The sequence below is a fragment of the Pseudonocardia wallangbongensis genome, from assembly GCF_054486945.1.
On record NZ_JBRERS010000003.1, the window covers coordinates 809507 to 826228 of the forward strand.

At 73.9% G+C, this 16722-nt stretch carries 12 protein-coding genes and 2 pseudogenes; 10 read left to right on the forward strand and 4 right to left on the reverse strand.

Annotation, left to right across the window (positions count from 1 at the left end; all coding sequences use genetic code 11):
- Positions 1 to 211: 211 nt before the first annotated feature.
- Complete coding sequence (locus ACU436_RS15110; protein ID WP_459025621.1) at positions 212 to 1834, reverse strand: ABC-F family ATP-binding cassette domain-containing protein; 1623 nt, start codon at positions 1832 to 1834, stop codon at positions 212 to 214.
- A gap of 123 nt (positions 1835 to 1957) precedes the next feature.
- Here ACU436_RS15110 and ACU436_RS15115 point away from each other — a divergent pair, with 123 nt between their 5' ends.
- Positions 1958 to 2776 carry an SDR family oxidoreductase gene (locus ACU436_RS15115; RefSeq protein WP_459025623.1) on the forward strand — a complete coding sequence of 273 codons (819 nt, stop codon included), beginning with the start codon at positions 1958 to 1960 and terminating at the stop codon, positions 2774 to 2776.
- A 7-nt stretch (positions 2777 to 2783) separates the two neighbouring features.
- Here the strand turns inward: ACU436_RS15115 and ACU436_RS15120 are convergent, their stop codons facing one another.
- The gene (locus ACU436_RS15120; RefSeq protein ID WP_459025625.1) at positions 2784 to 4295 is read right to left on the reverse strand and encodes a deoxyguanosinetriphosphate triphosphohydrolase family protein; all 1512 of its coding nucleotides are present in this window, start codon (positions 4293 to 4295) and stop codon (positions 2784 to 2786) included.
- A gap of 135 nt (positions 4296 to 4430) precedes the next feature.
- On the opposite strand from ACU436_RS15120, the gene ACU436_RS15125 reads away from it, so the two are divergent.
- The 4 genes and pseudogenes from ACU436_RS15125 to ACU436_RS15140 form a co-directional block, all read left to right on the forward strand.
- Complete coding sequence (locus ACU436_RS15125; protein WP_459025626.1) at positions 4431 to 5609, forward strand: lycopene cyclase family protein; 1179 nt, start codon at positions 4431 to 4433, stop codon at positions 5607 to 5609.
- A gap of 68 nt (positions 5610 to 5677) precedes the next feature.
- Complete coding sequence (locus ACU436_RS15130) at positions 5678 to 6127, forward strand: universal stress protein (RefSeq protein ID WP_459025628.1); 450 nt, start codon at positions 5678 to 5680, stop codon at positions 6125 to 6127.
- A 1-nt stretch (position 6128) separates the two neighbouring features.
- Complete coding sequence (locus tag ACU436_RS15135) at positions 6129 to 7103, forward strand: adenylate/guanylate cyclase domain-containing protein (protein WP_459025630.1); 975 nt, start codon at positions 6129 to 6131, stop codon at positions 7101 to 7103.
- A 27-nt stretch (positions 7104 to 7130) separates the two neighbouring features.
- Positions 7131 to 7259: pseudogene (locus ACU436_RS15140) on the forward strand (helix-turn-helix transcriptional regulator); the annotation flags it as partial.
- A gap of 227 nt (positions 7260 to 7486) precedes the next feature.
- On the opposite strand, the gene ACU436_RS15145 reads toward ACU436_RS15140, so the two are convergent.
- On the reverse strand, positions 7487 to 8686 hold the full coding sequence (locus ACU436_RS15145) for a substrate-binding domain-containing protein (protein WP_459025632.1): 1200 nt from the start codon (positions 8684 to 8686) through the stop codon (positions 7487 to 7489).
- A gap of 119 nt (positions 8687 to 8805) precedes the next feature.
- Between ACU436_RS15145 and ACU436_RS15150 the strand changes: the two genes are divergently transcribed.
- The 4 genes from ACU436_RS15150 to ACU436_RS15165 all read left to right on the forward strand — a co-directional run bounded on the left by ACU436_RS15150 (position 8806) and on the right by ACU436_RS15165 (position 15070).
- Positions 8806 to 11826, forward strand: a complete 3021-nt coding sequence (locus ACU436_RS15150; protein WP_459025634.1) for an alpha-mannosidase — start codon at positions 8806 to 8808, stop codon at positions 11824 to 11826.
- 129 nt (positions 11827 to 11955) lie between these two features.
- Positions 11956 to 13260 (forward strand): extracellular solute-binding protein, encoded by a 1305-nt coding sequence (locus ACU436_RS15155; protein WP_459025636.1) that lies wholly within the window; start codon positions 11956 to 11958, stop codon positions 13258 to 13260.
- Positions 13257 to 14165, forward strand: a complete 909-nt coding sequence (locus ACU436_RS15160; RefSeq protein ID WP_459025638.1) for a carbohydrate ABC transporter permease — start codon at positions 13257 to 13259, stop codon at positions 14163 to 14165. The genes ACU436_RS15155 and ACU436_RS15160 overlap by 4 nt, the downstream gene beginning before the upstream one ends.
- Positions 14162 to 15070 carry a carbohydrate ABC transporter permease gene (locus ACU436_RS15165; RefSeq protein ID WP_459025639.1) on the forward strand — a complete coding sequence of 303 codons (909 nt, stop codon included), beginning with the start codon at positions 14162 to 14164 and terminating at the stop codon, positions 15068 to 15070. Before ACU436_RS15160 ends, ACU436_RS15165 begins: the two co-directional genes overlap by 4 nt.
- 46 nt (positions 15071 to 15116) lie before the next feature.
- On the opposite strand, the pseudogene ACU436_RS15170 reads toward ACU436_RS15165, so the two are convergent.
- Positions 15117 to 16031, reverse strand: a pseudogene (locus ACU436_RS15170) (LysR family transcriptional regulator); the annotation flags it as partial.
- Here ACU436_RS15170 and ACU436_RS15175 point away from each other — a divergent pair.
- Complete coding sequence (locus ACU436_RS15175) at positions 16030 to 16716, forward strand: aspartate/glutamate racemase family protein (protein WP_459025641.1); 687 nt, start codon at positions 16030 to 16032, stop codon at positions 16714 to 16716. The pseudogene ACU436_RS15170 and the gene ACU436_RS15175 sit on opposite strands and share 2 nt — an antisense overlap.
- Positions 16717 to 16722: the final 6 nt, after the last annotated feature.

Sequence of the window (16722 nt, forward strand, 5' to 3'; positions counted from 1 at the left end):
GATCGGCGAACGGTTCGGCCGAATGGATCACGCGTACGGGTGATCATTGCCGCGGCCCGCACATCCGGATGTCACCCCGTCGCCACCTGGACGTCACTCCGCAAGGGGAGCGCGGGGCCCCGAAGCCCCGCCGCTCCGGCGGGCCCCAGGCCGCCCGCACCCCGATCGGGTGGCGGGGCGGGGGCGGTACCGGCCGGGAGAAATCGCCCGATCAGGCCAACTGCACGAGCTCGAGGTAGTCCGCGGACCAGTGGTCCTCCGTGCCGTCGGGCAGCACGATCACCTTGTCCGGGGCCAGCGCCTCCACCGCTCCGGGGTCGTGCGTGACGAGCACGACGGACCCGGAGAACCGGCGGAGCGCGTCGAGCACCTGCTCGCGGCTGGCCGGGTCGAGGTTGTTGGTGGGCTCGTCGAGCAGCAGCACGTTGGCCGCGCTGGAGACCAGCCCGGCGAGGGCGAGCCGGGTGCGCTCGCCACCGGACAGGGTGCCCGCGGACTGCGACAGCTGCTCGCCCGAGAACATGAACGCCCCGAGCAGGGTGCGCAGCTGCTGCTCGGGGGTGTCCGGCGAGGCGTGCCGGACGTTCTCCCAGACCGTGGCCTCCATGTCGAGCGTGTCGTGCTCCTGCGCGAAGTAGCCGGTGCGCAGGCCATGGCCGGGCACGACCCGGCCCGAGTCGGCGCTCTCGGTGCCGGCGAGCAGCCGCAGGAGCGTGGTCTTGCCGGCGCCGTTGAGGCCCAGCACCACGACCTTCGTGCCGCGGTCGACGGCGAGGTCGACGCCCGTGAACACCTCGAGCGAGCCGAACGACTTCGACAGGCCCTCCGCCGTGAGCGGGGTGCGCCCGCACGGCGCCGGGTCGGGGAAGCGGATCCTCGCGACCCGGTCGGCCTGCTGCTCCGGCTCGAGCGCGGCGAGCATCTGGTCGGCGCGGCGCGCCATGTTCTTGGCCGCGACCGCCTTGGTGGCCTTCGCGCCCATCTTGGCCGCCTGGGTGTGCAGCGCCGCCGCCTTCTTCTCCGCGTTGGCGCGCTCGCGCCGGCGCCGCTTCTCGTCGGTGGCCCGGGCCTGCAGGTAGCGGACCCAGTCCATGTTGTAGACGTCCACCTCGCTGCGGGTGGCGTCCAGGAACCAGACCTTGTTGACCACGGCGGCGAGCAGGTCGGTGTCGTGGCTGATCACGACGAGCCCGCCCTCGTGCGAGGACAGGAACGAGCGCAGCCACGTGATGGAGTCGGCGTCCAGGTGGTTGGTGGGCTCGTCGAGCAGCAGGGTGGTGGCGCTCTGGCTGCCCCCGTCGGACGCGGCGAAGAGGATGCGCGCGAGCTCGACACGACGACGCTGGCCGCCCGACAGCGTGGCCATCGGCTGGCCGAGCACGCGCTCCGGCAACCCGAGGTGGGTGCAGATCCGGGCGGCGTCGCTCTCGGCCGCGTAGCCGCCGAGCGCGGAGAACCGCTCCTCGAGCCGGCCGTACTCCCGCACCGCCTTCGCGTTCTCCGTGCCGTCGACCAGCTCGGCCATCGCGGTCTGCGCCTTCTCCATCTTGCGCAGCAGCGTGTCGAGCCCGCGGGCGGACAGCACGCGGTCCCGGGCCGGGACCGACAGGTCGCCCTCGCGCGGGTCCTGCGGGAGGTAGCCGACGGGGCCGGTGGAACCGATCTTCCCGCCGTAGGGCTCGCCCTCACCGGCGAGCACCCGCATGGAGGTGGTCTTGCCGGCGCCGTTGCGGCCGACGAGGCCGATGCGGTCGCCGGGCTGCACGCGCAGCGTGGCCCCGGACAGCAGGATCCGGGACCCGGCGCGCAGTTCCAGGTCAGAAGCAGTGATCATCAGAAAGACTCCAGGACGAGCGGAAATGGCGGCACGGAGCCGCTCGCTACTCGATCCGGATCTCGATCACGCCGTCCAGAGTACCGACCGGGTCGAGCGAATACGGGCAGTAGGGTCGCCCACATGACCGACGTCACCGCCGACTCCCTCGACGCCCTGGCCGGACACGACCTCGCGGGGCGCGCCGCCCTCGTCACGGGAGCGAGCCGGGGCATCGGATTCGCCATCGCCCACGAGCTGCTCGGCCGGGGCGCCTCGGTGACGATCACCGCCCGCAAGCCCGACGAGCTGAACGAGGCCGCCGCGCGGCTGGTCTCCGGGGCGGCGGGCGGCGCCGCCGACCGGGTGCTCGCGGTGCCGGGCAACGCCGGCGTCGCCGAGGCGCGGGAGGAGGCGGTCGGGCGCACCGTGGAGCGGTTCGGCAACCTCGCGATCCTGGTCAACAACACCGGGATCAACCCCACCTACGGCTTCCTCATGGACGCCGACCTCGACGCCGTCCGCAAGACCTTCGACACCAACGTCGTCGCCGCGCTCGGGTACGTGCAACTGGCCTACAAGGCGTGGATGGCCGAGCACGGCGGCGCGATCATCAACCTCGCCTCGGTGGCGGGCATCCGCTCCTCGGGGGTGATCGCCGCGTACGGGGCGTCGAAGGCCGCGCTCATCCGGCTCACCGAGGAGCTGGCCTGGCAGCTCGGCCCGGCCATCCGCGTCAACGCCGTCGCGCCGGCGATCGTGAAGACGAGGTTCGCCACCGCCCTGTACTCCGACAACGAGGAGCAGGTGAGCGCCGCCTATCCGATGAAGCGGCTCGGCACGCCGGAGGACGTCGCCCGGCTGGTCGGGTTCCTCGTCTCGGACGCCGCGTCGTGGATCACGGGCGAGACCGTCCGCGTCGACGGCGGGATCCTCTCGACCGGTTCGCTCGGTACGGCCTGATCAGAGGTCAGAGGGCCACGGCGTCGACCCAGAGCCGGGCCGAACGGCCGGTCAGCACGTCGAGCAGCGCACCGGCCTGCCCGTCGGTGAGCGAGGCCACGTAGTCGATCACCGCTCTCCCCCGCGCGAGCGTGTCCACGTCCGGGTCGGGGCCCAGCCTGCCGTCCGCGGCGAGCCCGCGGTACTCGTCGTGGGACAGCGCCACGAGGTCGTGCAGCCGGGGCGGGAGACGGACCTCGTCGTCGCCGGTGAGCCAGTCGGCGAGCGCGTCGACCAGCCCGGTCAGGACCGTCGCCTGGCCGCGCTGGTGGGATGCCAGGTCGGCGCGCCGCAGCACGAACCGGTGGTGCACGAACTTCAGCACCGCCACCTCGTGCCACGGCGCCGTGGCGAGGGCGACCGGGGCGGCGCGCACGGGCGGGTCGGGCAGCACCCGCACCCCGGCGACGAGACGGGCCGTCCACCGCGCCGAGAACTCCGCGACGGCCCGCTCGGCGGCCATCGACCCGTCGAACGGCACGGCCAGTAGCCCGTCCACGAGCTCGTCGCGCACCACGGCGACCGCGAAGGCGAACACCTCGTCGTCGAACGCCCACCCGTCCTTGGCGTGCAGCCGCCTGCGCAGCCGCTCGAGGTCCGCGCCCGGGCGCAGGGGCCCAAGCGCGGACGGGTCGGCGGCGGCGAGCCCTCCGCGGTCGCGCAGCCAGCCGCCCAGCTCGGCGGCGACGCCCGGCTGGGCGAGCACACCGACCCGGTGGAAGTCCTCCAGGTCGTGGATGGCGTAGGCGACGTCGTCGGCGGTGTCCATCACCGCGGCCTCGACCGTCTGCTGCCACGGCCCGACGGCACCGGCGACCGCGTCCCGGCTGTCGACCAGGTCGTCGAGCTCGGTGAGGTAGCAGGAGAACTTGGCGGAACCCGCATCCGGGGCACCCGGCAGCGGGCCGGCGCCACGCGGCGGGGTCGGCGCCGCACTCGGGTGCGGGTCCGGGTGGCCGCGGCGCGCCCACGGGTACTTGAGCACGGCCGCCCGCACCGCCGCGGTGAGGTCGAGCCCGGCCCCGCCCGGGCCGTGCAGGTCGATCGTCGTGATCACCCGGAAGCTCTGCGCGTTGCCCTCGAAGCCGTCGGGCAGGCCCAGCCGCTCGCGGCCCGCCCGGTCGAGGACCTGCTCCCCGAGGTGCCCGAACGGCGGGTGGCCCAGGTCGTGGGCGAGCGCGGCGGCCTCCACGACGTCCGGGTCGCAGCCCCCCAGCGAGTCCAGGAGCGGGCCGGCGTCGGTGGCCAGCCGCTCCGCGATCGACCGCGCCACCTGCGCGACCTGCAGGCTGTGGGTGAGCCGGTTGTGCAGCAGCAGGCCGCCGCCGGTCGGGCTCACCACCTGCGTCACGCCGGCGAGGCGCGCGAAGTACGGCGACGCCGCGATCCGGTCCCGGTCGACGCGGAACGGGCTGGCGGCCAGGCCGGCCCCGGTCTCCCCCACCCCGGAACGCCGAGCCGCCCGCGAGTGATCCACCACACCGGAAGGCTAGTGCGCCGCAGGCTCGCGGCCGGAGGCCCCCGGAAGTTCAGGAAAGCCACATTCCTGAACCTGCAGGACAGCAATGTGGCTTTCCTGAACTCCTCCGGAGGCCCTCCACGGCAGGATGCGGGGGTGGACCCCGATGTGCTCGTCGTCGGCGGCGGGCCCGCCGGGCGCGCCGTCGCCGCTGCCACCGCCGGGCGCGGGCTGCGGACCGTGTTGCTCGACCCGGCGCCGGAGGCGCCCTGGCGGGCCACCTACGGCTGCTGGGCCGGCGAGCTGCCGGCCGGCCTGCCGCCGTCGGTGATCGCCGCGCGCGCGGCGGGTCGGGCGATCGCGCTGTCCGAGCACCGGCTGGGCTGGGAGTACGCCGTGCTGGACGTCCCGGCGCTGCGCGCGCACCTGGACGGGGAGATGGCGCGGCACGGGGTGGAGGTCCGCGCCGGGCGGGCCACCGGGTGGGCCGCCGGGGCCGTCGGGCTGCCCGACGGCGCGGAACTGCGGGCCGCGGTCGTCGTCGACGCGGGCGGGCACCGCAGGCCGCTGCACACCGGGTCCGCTCGGCGCCGGCCGGCCGCCGAGCAGACGGCCGCGGGCGTGGTCGTCGCCGAGGAGGTGGCCGCACCGCTGGTCGCGCCCGGTGCGGCCCTGTTCATGGACTGGCGTCCCGACCACGGGGAGGACGGCCCGCCCACGTTCCTGTACGGCGTCCCGCTCGGCGCCGGGGCCGTGCTGCTGGAGGAGACCTCGCTCGCCCGCCGGCCCGGCCTGCCGCTGCCGGTGCTGCGCAGGCGGCTGCACGCCCGCCTCGCCCGGCTCGGGGTCGTCGCGCCCGCCGGTGCCGTCACGGAGTCCGTCCGGTTCCCGGTCGACACCCCCCGCCACCGCGGTCCCGGCGTGCTCGCCTTCGGCGCGGCGGCCCCGCTCGTGCACCCGGCGAGCGGGTTCTCCGTGGCGACGTCGCTGCGGCTCGCGCCCGCGGTCGCCGACGCGATCGCCGCCCGCCTCCCGGGCGGGCCGGACGGCGCGCTCGCCGCCGCGCGCTCGGTCGTCTGGCCGCCCGGGTCCCGCGCCGTGCACCGGTTCCGGCGGATCGGCCTCGAGGCGCTGCTGAGGATGCCTCCCGCCGAGGTGCCGGTGTTCTTCGAGACGTTCTTCGCGCTGCCGCCGCGCCACCGCTGGTGCTACCTGGTGGGCCGCGCCGACGTGCGCGGCACCGCCGCCACCATGCGCGCCCTGTACGGCCGTTCCGGCTGGCGCATGCGAGCCCGGCTGATCGGCCCCGCCCTGCTTCCCCCGACCGGGGTATGACGGTGTGCACGCGCCTCTCACTACCGGCGGTAACCTGAGGCCCGTTCCCCGATGCCGGAGGCTCCCCCATGCCCGCCTACCGCACGATCGTCGTCGGTACCGACGGCTCCGAGACGTCGTTCAACGCCGTCGTCCGCGCCGCGGCCGTCGCCGCCGACAGCGACGCCCAGCTCGTCATCGTCTGCGCCTTCACCCCCGCGTCGCGGGAGGACACGGCCCAGGCCGAGGACGCCCTGAAGGACGAGGCGTACCTCGTGGTCGGGTGGACCCCGGCCGAGGAGACCCTGCGCGCGGCCGAGGAACGTGCGGCTGCCGCCGGCGCCCGCAAGGTCAGGACGCTCGCCGCTGACGGTCCGCCCGTCGACGTCCTGCGCAAGGCGGTCCACGACACCGGCGCCGACCTGCTCGTCGTCGGCAACCGGGGCCTCAACACGCTCAGCGGGCGGCTGCTCGGCTCGGTGCCGTCGGACGTGGCCCGCCGCGCCGGCATCGACGTGCTGATCGTCCACACGACGTGACGTGAGGGACCCCGCACCGGAGGACGCCCTCGAGGAGCTCATCCTCGGTGCCCCGCGGCGCTACACCCGGCGGCAGGTCAGCGAGGTCGCCGGGCTCGACCTCGAGACCGGGCGGCGCCTGTGGCGCGCCCTCGGGTTCGCGGAGGCGGGCGACGACGAGGTGCTCTTCACCGAGCGTGACCTCGAGGCCGTGCGGCTCATGACCCACCTCACCGACGCGGGTGTGCTCGATCCCGACGTGCGCGAGGCGGTGGCGCGGGCGATGGCGCAGTCGCTCTCGCGGCTCGCGGACTGGCAGGTCGGGATGCTCGTCCGCGTGATCGAGGGGCAGGGCGGCGAGGTCACGCCGCACGGCTCCCGCGACATCGCGGCCGCCGTCCTGCCCGTGCTGGAGGAGCTGCAGAGCTACGTGTGGCGGCGGCACCTCGCCGCGGCGGTCCGCCGGATGGTGGTGCCGGCGGACGGCTCCGGCCAGGAGCCCGGGACGTGGCCGCTCGTCGTCGGGTTCGCCGACATGGTCGGGTTCACCCGCACCACCCGGCGCCGCTCCACCTCCGAGCTGAGCGAGATGATCGAACGCTTCGGGTCCACCACCACCGAGGTCATCGCGGACGGGCACGGGCGGATCGTCAAGACGGTCGGGGACGAGGTGCTGTTCGTCGCCGACGACGCCGCCGACGGCGCGGAGATCGCGCTCGCCCTGCAGGACCGCGTCCGGGCCGAGCCGGCCCTGCCCGAGCTGCGCATCGGGCTGGCCGCGGGCCCGGTGCTGGTGCGCTACGGCGACGTCTACGGCGAGGTCGTCAACATCGCCGCCCGGCTCACCTCCCACGCCCGGCCCGGCAGCGTGCTGGCCGACCGCGGGGTGGCCGACGCCCTGACCGGCGACGCGCGCTTCGCGCTGCGGCCCCTGCGGTCGGTCGCCGTCCGCGGGTACCGCCACCTTCATCCCTGGGTGGTGGAACGGGCGGCCTGATCCGCGACCACGAGCTCGCCGCTCTGCATGTACTCCGTCGCCGCCACGAACTCGGGCGCCACCATCCGGCGCGCGATCTCGTCCGGCTCCAGCTCGGCCACGCGGGTGCCCGCCGGGCGGCGCTGGTACCTGGTGGCCCACGACCTCGACCGCGACGGCTGGCGGATCTTCCGGGTCGGCCGCGTCGACGCCCCGCAGCCCACCGGTGCGCGGGCGTCGGCGGAGGAGCTGCCGGCGCCCGACGCCGCCGCGTACGTCACCGACAAGCTGTACTCGGGCGTGCCCCTCCACACGGCGGTGGCCAGGCTGCACGCCCCGGTCGAGCAGGTGCGCGGCCGCATCGGGGACGGGGCCGCCGACCTGGAGCCGATCGGCGCGAGCACCTACGCACGTTGGCCGGACGCCTCGGTCGCGCCGCGGGCGCCGGGTGACGTGCGCACCCGGTGGGTGGCGTCGTCCGCACCTCTGACCACCAGCGTGTTGCGGCCCGGCTCCGCCACCTGCACCTCGGCCCGCAGCACCACGTGCCGGGCCGGGCCCTCCACACCCTCGAGACGCTCGTGCACCAGGCGGGCCGCCTGCCGGCCCATCTCCCGCGCCGGCAGCCGGGCCGACACCACCGACAGCGGCGACACGGCGTCCGGGATGGACTGGTCCATGCTCGCCAGCTCCAGCGGGCCCGGGAACTCCACGTCCATGGCCAGCAGGTCCGAAACGGTCACCGCGAGCGTGGGGGCGTTGCCGAACAACAGCGCGGTGAGCGGCTCGTCCGCCGCCAGCAGGGCGCGCAACCGGTGCTGGCGGGCCGCGGAGTCGAGGTGCGCGAAGGGCCGCAGGGCCGACCGTTCCGGCAGCTCGGGCAGCCCGCGATCACGCATCGCACGGCGGTGGCCGGACAGCCGGTCCCGCACGCTCGTCACATCGGTCTCGCTCCACAGCACGGCCATGGAGCGGTGCCCGCGGTCGATCATCGCCGAGGTGACGTCGTAGCCGATCGCGAAGTCGTCGAAGAGCACCGCGTCGGTGGGCAGTCCGGGCAGGTACCGGTCGACGAGCACCACGACCACCCCCTCCCGGCGCAGCTCCTCGATCACCCCGGCCGCGGCGGAACGGTCGTGCGCGAAGAGCACCACGGCCCCCGCCCCGCCGGCCACGACGGTGCGCAGCACCTCCACCTCGTGGGCGGCACCGCTGCTGTGGGCCACCGTGAGCTGGTGACCGAGCGCGGCGGTCTCGACCGACAGGCCCGCGAGCACCTCCGAGTCGTGGATGCCTCCGCGCAGGTCCGGGCTGACGTAGGCCAGCCCGGTGAGCCCGGTCCCCGCCGCCCGGCGCGGCGCGTCCCGTTCCGCGACGAACGTGCCCCGGCCGCGGCGCCGGACGACCACCCCGTCCGCGACCAGCTCGTTCAGCGCCCGGACGGCCGTGGTGGTGGACACCCCGAAGCGCTCGACGATCTCGCGCTGCGTGATGAAGGGCTGATCCGGGGAGAACTCGCCGCGGCCGATGGAGTCGAGCAGCTCCTGCTTGACCCATGCGAACAGCGCAACGCCGGAAGGCGGCTCGCCCGTCCCAGATGCCATCCCGCGCACGTCCTCCCGATCGCCGATGACGATAGCGCTCCAGTATTGACGCATTAAAGCGTTGAACCTAGGTTCCTGCTCCACACGATGGTCCGTCCGGCTCGCCGAGGAGCACCTGAATGCACGACGACCGTGTCCTGATCGAGCGGCGGATCGAGCGCATCCTGCGCGAGCGGCTGCAACCGGCGGTGCACGGCACGGACGTCCCCCTCGACATCGGGATCTGGCACGCCCCGGGCGAGCCCGTGCCCGTCGCGGAGGCGCTGCGGGCGCCGTACCGGCCGGCCCGGGAGCGGGAGGCGTGGGGCCCGGCGTGGGGCACGAGCTGGTTCCACCTCACCGGCTCGGTCCCGCCCGGGTGGGCCGGCCGTCCGGTGGAGGCCGTGATCGACCTCGGGTTCGCCACCGACCGCCCCGGCTTCTCCGCCGAGGCGCTCGTGCACCGGCCGGACGGCACGGCCGTCAAGGGGCTGAACCCCTTCAACACCTGGATCCGGGTCGCCGACCGGGCCGAGAGTGGTCAACCTGTCGACCTCTACGTCGAGGCGGCGGCCAACCCGGTCATCGAGGGGGTGGGCACGCGGCTGGGCGAGGTGCACACGGCCGGCCGGGACCCGCTCTACCAGGTGCGCCGGGTCGCCCTCGCGGTGTTCGACGCGCAGGTGTGGGAGCTCGTGCAGGACGTCGAGGTGCTCGCCGGGCTCATGCACGAGCTGTCCGTCGACGACCCGCGGCGCTGGAACGTCCTGCGCACCCTGCAACGCGCCTTCGACGCCCTCGACCTCCGGGACGTCCCCGGCAGCGCGGCCGCGGTGCGTGCGGCCCTCGCGCCCGCCCTCGCCGTGCCGGCGACCGCGAGCGCCCACCGGGTGAGCGCGGTCGGGCACGCCCACATCGACTCGGCGTGGCTGTGGCCGCTGCGCGAGACCGTGCGCAAGGTGGCGCGCACCGCGTCCAACGTGCTGACGCTGATGGACGCGGACCCGGGCTTCGTCTTCGCCATGTCCTCGGCCCAGCAGTGGGCGTGGATGGAGGAGCACCGCCCGGACGTGTGGGAGCGGATGCGCAAGCGGGTCGCGGAGGGGCGGCTCGTGCCGGTGGGCGGCATGTGGGTGGAGTCCGACACCAACATGCCCGGCGGGGAGGCGCTCGCCCGCCAGCTCGTGCACGGCAAGCGGTTCTTCCTCGACAAGCTCGGCGTGGAGACCGAGGAGGTGTGGCTGCCGGACTCCTTCGGCTACACCGGCGCCCTCCCCCAGCTCGTGCGCCTGTCGGGCTCGCGGTGGTTCCTCACGCAGAAGATCTCGTGGAGCCAGTTCAACCGCTTCCCGCACCACACGTTCCGGTGGGAGGGCATCGACGGCACCCGCGTCTTCACCCACTTCCCGCCCGTGGACACCTACAACGCGACGCTCTCCGGCGCGGAGCTGGCCCACCTCGTGCGCAACTTCGCCGACAAGGGGCTCGCCAACCGCTCGCTGGTGCCGTTCGGGCACGGCGACGGCGGCGGCGGGCCCACCCGCGAGATGCTGGCGCGCGCCGCGCGGCTGCGCGACCTGGAGGGGTCGGCGCGGGTCGAGGTCGAGGCCCCCTCCCGGTTCTTCGCGAAGGCGTTCGAGGACTACCCGGAGCCGCCCGTGTGGGTCGGCGAGCTGTACCTGGAGACCCACCGCGGCACCTACACCAGCCAGGCCGGGAACAAGCGCGGCAACCGACGCAGCGAGCACCTGCTCCACGAGGCCGAGCTGTGGGCCGCCACGGCCGCCGTGCGCGCCGGCCACCCGTACCCGTACGAGGACCTGGACCGCATCTGGAAGTCGGTGCTGCTGCACCAGTTCCACGACATCCTGCCCGGGTCGTCGATCGCGTGGGTGCACCGCGAGAGCCGGGAGACCTACGAACGCCTCGGCGCCGAGCTCGAGGCGATCATCGCGGCGGCGCAGCGGGCGCTCGCCGGGGACGCCGGTTCCGGTGGCGAGCTCGTGTTCAACGCCGCTCCCCACGACAGGTCCGGCGTTCCCGCCCGGGGTGCCGCGCCCGTGGTCGCGGCGCCGGCCGCCACCCGGAGCGCGGTCGGCGGCGGGTACGTCCTCGACAACGGCCTCGTCCGGGCCACCGTCGACGCGCGCGGGATGCTCGTGTCCGTCGTCGACGCGGCGTCCGGGCGGGAGGCCGTCGCCCCCGGCAGCCCGGCCAACCTGCTGCAGCTGCACCCCGACCTCCCGGCGGAGTACGACGCCTGGGACGTCGACCACGCCTACCGGCGCACGGTCACCGACCTCACCGGGCTCGAGACCCTGGAGCCCGCGCCGGACGCGGCGGTGCGCGTGGTGCGCCGGTTCGGCGGGTCCCGCGTGACCCAGCTGATCTCGCTGCCGCCGGGGGCCTGCCGCGTCGACGTCGACACCGAGGTCGACTGGCACGAGTCCGAGACGTTCCTCAAGGCGGCGTTCCCGCTCGACGTGCGCGCGGACCGCTCGGCGGCGGAGACCCAGTTCGGCTACGTGCACCGCGCGACCGACACCAACACCAGCTGGGAAGCCGCCAAGTACGAGATCTGCGCCCACCGGTACCTGCACGTCGGCGAGCCCGGCTTCGGCGTCGCGCTCGTGAACGACTCGACCTACGGCCACGACGTCACCCGCACCGTCCGGCCGGACGGCGGCACGACCACCACCGTGCGCCTGTCCCTGCTGCGTGCGCCGCGCTTCCCCGACCCGGAGACCGACCAGGGCGTGCACCGCATGCGCTTCGCCCTCGTCCCCGGCGCCGACATCGCCGGCGCCACGCGCGAGGGCTACCGGCTCAACCTTCCCGAGCGGCGCGTGCGGGGCGATGCCGAGGTGGAACCGCTGGTGCGGGTCGACGGAGACGACGCAGACGGGGTCGTGATCTCGGCGGTGAAACTCGCCGACGACGGGTCCGGCGACGTGGTCGTGCGCCTCTACGAGGCACTCGGCGGGCGGGCGGCGGCGCGGCTCGACCCCGGCTTCGCGGCGTCCGGCGTCGCCGAGACGGACCTGCTCGAGCGGCCGCTGGGCGACGCACCCGCGTTCGACGGCACGACCGTGGAGCTGGCACTGCGACCGTTCCAGGTCGTGACCCTGAGGTTCTCCCACCCGGGCGGGGATCGGCAGTGACGCCCGGACGTCAACCAACGGCGGGAAGACGGAGGTAGCGCAGTGCTGTCAACGAGCTCAGTGCGGGCAACGAGTGCAGGGCGGCGATGGCGACGGGCGGGCGCGCTCGCCGCGGCCGGTGTGATGGCCGTGACCCTCGCCGCCTGCGGGGGTGGCGACAGCGGCGGGGACTCCACCGTGACCGTCTCCTACCGGCAGTTCGGCGGCACGCGGGTGCAGGAGAACTACCTGAACCAGATCAAGACCCAGTTCGAGCAGGCCCACCCCGGCGTCACGATCGACCTGCAGCCCATCCAGGCGTCCGAGAACGAGTACTTCACCAAGCTGCAGCTGCAGATGCGCACCCCGCGCACGTCGCCGGACGCGGTCTACGAGGACACCTTCCTCATCAACTCCGACATCGAGGCCGGCTACCTGCGCCCCCTGGACGACCGCCTGGCGCAGTGGCCGGACTGGAACCAGTTCGAGGACACGGCCAAGGGCGCGGGCCGGGCCCTCGACGGCAAGACCTACGGCGTGCCGGACGGCACCGACACCCGCGGCGTCTGGTTCAACAAGGAGATCTTCGCCCGGGCCGGGCTGCCCGCCGACTGGCAGCCGAAGACGTGGGACGACCTGCTGAGCGCCGCCCGGACGGTCAAGGCCGCGGTACCCGGTGTCATCCCGTTCAACGTCTACGCCGGCAAGGGCGTCGGCGAGGCGGCGTCGATGCAGGGCTTCGAGATGCTGCTGTACGGCACGGGCGACACCCTCTACGACCAGGCCCAGCAGAAGTGGATCGTCGGGAGCAGGGGCTTCACGGACGCGCTGCAGTTCCTGCGCACCGTCTACTCCGAGGGGCTCGGCCCGAGCCCGCAACAGGCGCTGGACCCGAACTGGACCAACACGACCACCGAGCAGCTGATCCCGGAGGGCCAGATCGCGATCAGCATGGAAGGCTCGTGGATCTCGCAGGACTGGCTGGAGACCGGCCCCAACCCGTGGCCCGAGTGGAGCACCGCCATGGGGTGGACGGCCATGCCGACGCAGACCGGCCAGGCACCCGGCAGCGCGAGCATGTCCGGCGGCTGGACGTGGGCGATCCCGCAGAACGCCGACAACCCGGACATGGCGTGGGAGTTCATCAAGCTGGTGTCGAACCGCGAGAACCAGCTGGAGTGGGCGATCGAGAACGTGCAGATCCCGGTGCGGAAGGACGTCGCGGACGACCCCTCCTACACCGGCGCCAACCCGTCGAACGAGTTCTTCTCCTCGCTCGTCCCGACCACCAGCTACCGGCCGGCGTACTCGCTCTACCCCCGGGTCTCCAACGAGATCCAGGTCGCCACGGAAGCCGTGATCACCGGCGGCGACGTCGCGAGCGCGGCCACGAACTACGACGACCAGGTGCGGTCCCTCGCCGGTGACGCGGTGGTCGCGGCAACCGGGTCATGAGTGCGGTCACGGTCGGCCCGGGGCAGCGCCGCACCTCGGCGCCGGCGGCGCTCCTGCGCGGCATGCCGCTGGCGCCTGCCGTCGTCCTGCTCGTCGTGTTCCTCGCCGGGCCGGTGGCGTACTGCATCTGGTCGGCGTTCACCGACATGGCGCTCACCGGTGCCTCCGGTGCCGACTTCGTCGGCCTGGACAACTTCCGGCAGGCCTTCGGGAGCGCCGACTTCCACCTGTCGGTGCTCCTCACCGTGGTCTTCACCCTGGTGTCGGCGATCATCGGCCAGAACGTCCTCGGGATGACGCTCGCCCTGCTCATGCGCGCCGGGCACCGGGTGGTGCGCACGGTCGTCAGCGCGATCGTGATCGGCGCGTGGGTCCTGCCCGAGGTGGTCGCCGGCTACCTGTGGTACGCCTACCTCGGCCAGGAGGGGTCGTTCAACGCGATACTCGGGTGGCTGCACCTCCCGGAGCAGAACTGGCTCTTCACCCTCCCGATCCTGGCCGTGTCGATCGCCAACATCTGGCGCGGCACGGCCTTCTCGATGCTCGTCTACGCGGCCGCGCTGTCCGAGGTGCCGAGGGAGATCGAGGAGGCCGCCACGGTCGACGGGGCGGGCACGTGGCGGCGGCTGTTCCTCGTCACGCTGCCGATGGTGCGCCGCTCGATCGCGACCAACCTCATGCTCATCACGCTGCAGACGCTGTCGGTCTTCGGCCTGATCTGGACCATGACCCGCGGCGGGCCGAACAACCAGAGCACGACGCTGCCGATCTTCGCCTACCAGCAGGCCTTCCAGTTCTCCCAGCTCGGCTACGGCACGGCGATCGCGCTGGTCCTGCTGCTCATCGGCGCGATCTTCTCGCTCGTATACCTGCGCGCGCTCCGACTCGGGGAGAGCATGTCGTGACCACCGAAACGCCGGTCACCACGCAGCCGGCCCGATCCGGCCAGGCGGACGGCCGCGGGCACCGGACCGGCCGGCGGCTGCGCCCGGCGCAGCTCGCCGGGAAGGCCGCGGTCAACATCGTGCTGGCGCTGATCGGGGCATGCTTCGTGGTGCCGATGCTGTGGCTGCTGCTCGGAGCGTTCAACGAGTCGGCCGGCCTGTCGGTGTCCTGGCCGCAACCCTGGTCGCTCGGCAACTTCCGGGCGGTCCTCAACGAGGACACGACCTACCGGCCGATGCTCAACGGGTTCATCCTCTGCGGGGGCGCCACGCTCGTCACCCTGGTGGCCTCGGTCCTGGCCGCCTACCCGCTGTCGCGGTACCAGTCGCGGTTCAAGCGCCCCTTCATGCTCACGGTGCTCTTCACGACGGGGCTGCCGATCACCGCGATCATGGTGCCGGTGTACGGCCTGTTCGTGCAGCTCAACCTGATCGACACCTACACCGGGACGATCCTGTTCATGGCGACCACGGCCCTGCCGATCGCCATCTGGCTCACGAAGAACTTCATGGACGCCGTGCCCATCGAGCTGGAGGAGGCCGCCTGGACCGACGGGGCCTCCCCGATGCAGGCGCTGCGCACGATCGTCATGCCGCTGATGTGGCCCGGGCTGTCGGTGGTGGCGATCTACACGTTCATCAACCTGTGGGGGAACTTCTTCGTCCCCTTCGTGCTGCTGCTGTCGAACGAGAACCTGCCGGCGTCGGTCAGCATCTTCACGTTCTTCAGCCAGTACGGGTCGGTGATCTACGGGCAGCTCGCCGCGTACTCGCTGCTCTACTCGCTGCCGGCGCTGCTGCTCTACCTCGTGCTCTCGCGCCGCCTCGGCGGGGCGTTCGCGTTCGGTGGTGCGGTGAAGGGCTGAGCCGAACATCGGCGGCCCGGCGACCTCGTTGGGGTGCGAGCGCGGCCAGCACCGCCGCGACCGCCGGCACCCGCTCGACCCCAGGGCGGTGGAGCACCCCCACCGTCCGCGGGGCGAGCGCGGGGTCGGGGTGGGCGCGCACACCGTCGACGGCGGCGGCGCGCAGCGCCATCTCCGGCAGCAGCGACACCGCGACGCCCCGCGCGACCAGCGCCTGCACCGCCACGTAGTCGTCGGTGACGTGCCGGATGTCCGGGGTGAAGCCCGCGGCCGCACAGGTGGCCAGGAGGTTGGCGCGGCAACGCTCGCACCCCGCCACCCAGGCCTCGTCCCGCAGCGCGGCGAGATCGTCGACCCCGGGGTGCGCGGAGGGGAGCACGATCCGCACCGGGTCCGTGCCGAGGGGCCGCCAGGCCAGATCCGGCTCGGCCGCCTGCGCCGGGTACCGGAACGCGAGCGCGAGGTGCACCGTGTTGGACCGCACGAGTGCCGCGGCCTCCGGCGGCTCGGCCTCCTCCGTCAGCAGGTGCAGACCACGTGACCGCAGCTCGGCGGCAACCGCGGGGACCACGACGGCACCGGCCGACGGGAACGCCGCCACCCGGACGGTCCCCCGGCGCAGCCCGACCAGCTCGTCGACCTCCTCGCGCGCCGAGCGCAGCGCGGACTCCACGGCGTCCGCGTGGCGCAGCACCGCGGCCCCGGCCTCGGTCGGGACGACCCCGGCCGGGCCCCGCACCAGCAGCGGTGTGCCCGCCTCCCGCTCCAGCCCGGCGAGCTGCTGGCTCACCGCCGGCTGCGTCCACCCCAGCTCACGGGCGCCGGCGCTGATGGAGCCCGCGCGCACGACCGCCCGGAAGGTGAGCAACCGCCTCGGATCCACCCCATAAGCATGGCCGATGGCTGCTCCAGGAAGAACACGGCTTCCTATGGCTCGCGGCTCCCCCCACGATGACCGCATGCAGCGGATCGGTGTGATCGGTGGGATGAGCTGGTACTCGACGGCCGAGTACTACCGGGTGCTCAACGAGCGGGTGCAGGCGCGGCTGGGCGGACACCACAGCGCCGACCTGCTCGTGCACTCGCTCGACTTCGCCGAGATCCGGCAGTGCCAGATCGACGGCGACTGGGCGCGCGCCGGGAAGATCATGGCGGCGAGCGCCACCGGGCTCGCCGGCGCCGGCGCCGAACTGGTCGTGCTGGCCACGAACCTCATGCACAAGGCGGCCGGCGCGATCGAGGACGCCGTCCCGGTGCCGTTCCTGCACATCGCGGACGCGGTGGCACAGGAGGCGGGCCGCCTCGGTGCGAGCCGGCTCGGCCTGCTCGGCACCCGCCCGGTGCTGGAGGACCGCTTCTACACCGAACGGCTGGCCCGGCACGGGATCGAGGCCGTCGTGCCCGACGCGCCCACCCGCACCCGGCTCGACGAGATCATCTTCGGCGAGCTGACGGTGGGCGAGGTGCGCCCGGACTCGCGCGCCGAGCTGCGGGCCGCCGTGGAGCGCCTCGCCGCGGACGGCGCCGAGGCGGTGGCACTGGCGTGCACCGAGCTGGAGCTCGCCCTCACCGAGGCCGAGCTGCCCCTGATCGCGACGGCCCGCACCCACGCCCGGACGGCCGCCGACCTCGCCCTGGCCGGCTGAGCCGCC

Excerpts from the sequence above, each read along its gene's own strand:
- ACU436_RS15145 (WP_459025632.1), bottom strand. The coding sequence starts at position 8,686 with ATGGCATCTGGGACGGGCGAGCCGCCTTCCGGCGTTGCGCTGTTCGCA.
- ACU436_RS15115 (WP_459025623.1), top strand. The coding sequence starts at position 1,958 with ATGACCGACGTCACCGCCGACTCCCTCGACGCCCTGGCCGGACACGAC.
- ACU436_RS15130 (WP_459025628.1), top strand. The coding sequence starts at position 5,678 with ATGCCCGCCTACCGCACGATCGTCGTCGGTACCGACGGCTCCGAGACG.
- ACU436_RS15150 (WP_459025634.1), top strand. The coding sequence starts at position 8,806 with ATGCACGACGACCGTGTCCTGATCGAGCGGCGGATCGAGCGCATCCTG.
- ACU436_RS15160 (WP_459025638.1), top strand. The coding sequence starts at position 13,257 with ATGAGTGCGGTCACGGTCGGCCCGGGGCAGCGCCGCACCTCGGCGCCG.
- ACU436_RS15110 (WP_459025621.1), bottom strand. The coding sequence starts at position 1,834 with ATGATCACTGCTTCTGACCTGGAACTGCGCGCCGGGTCCCGGATCCTG.
- ACU436_RS15175 (WP_459025641.1), top strand. The coding sequence starts at position 16,030 with ATGCAGCGGATCGGTGTGATCGGTGGGATGAGCTGGTACTCGACGGCC.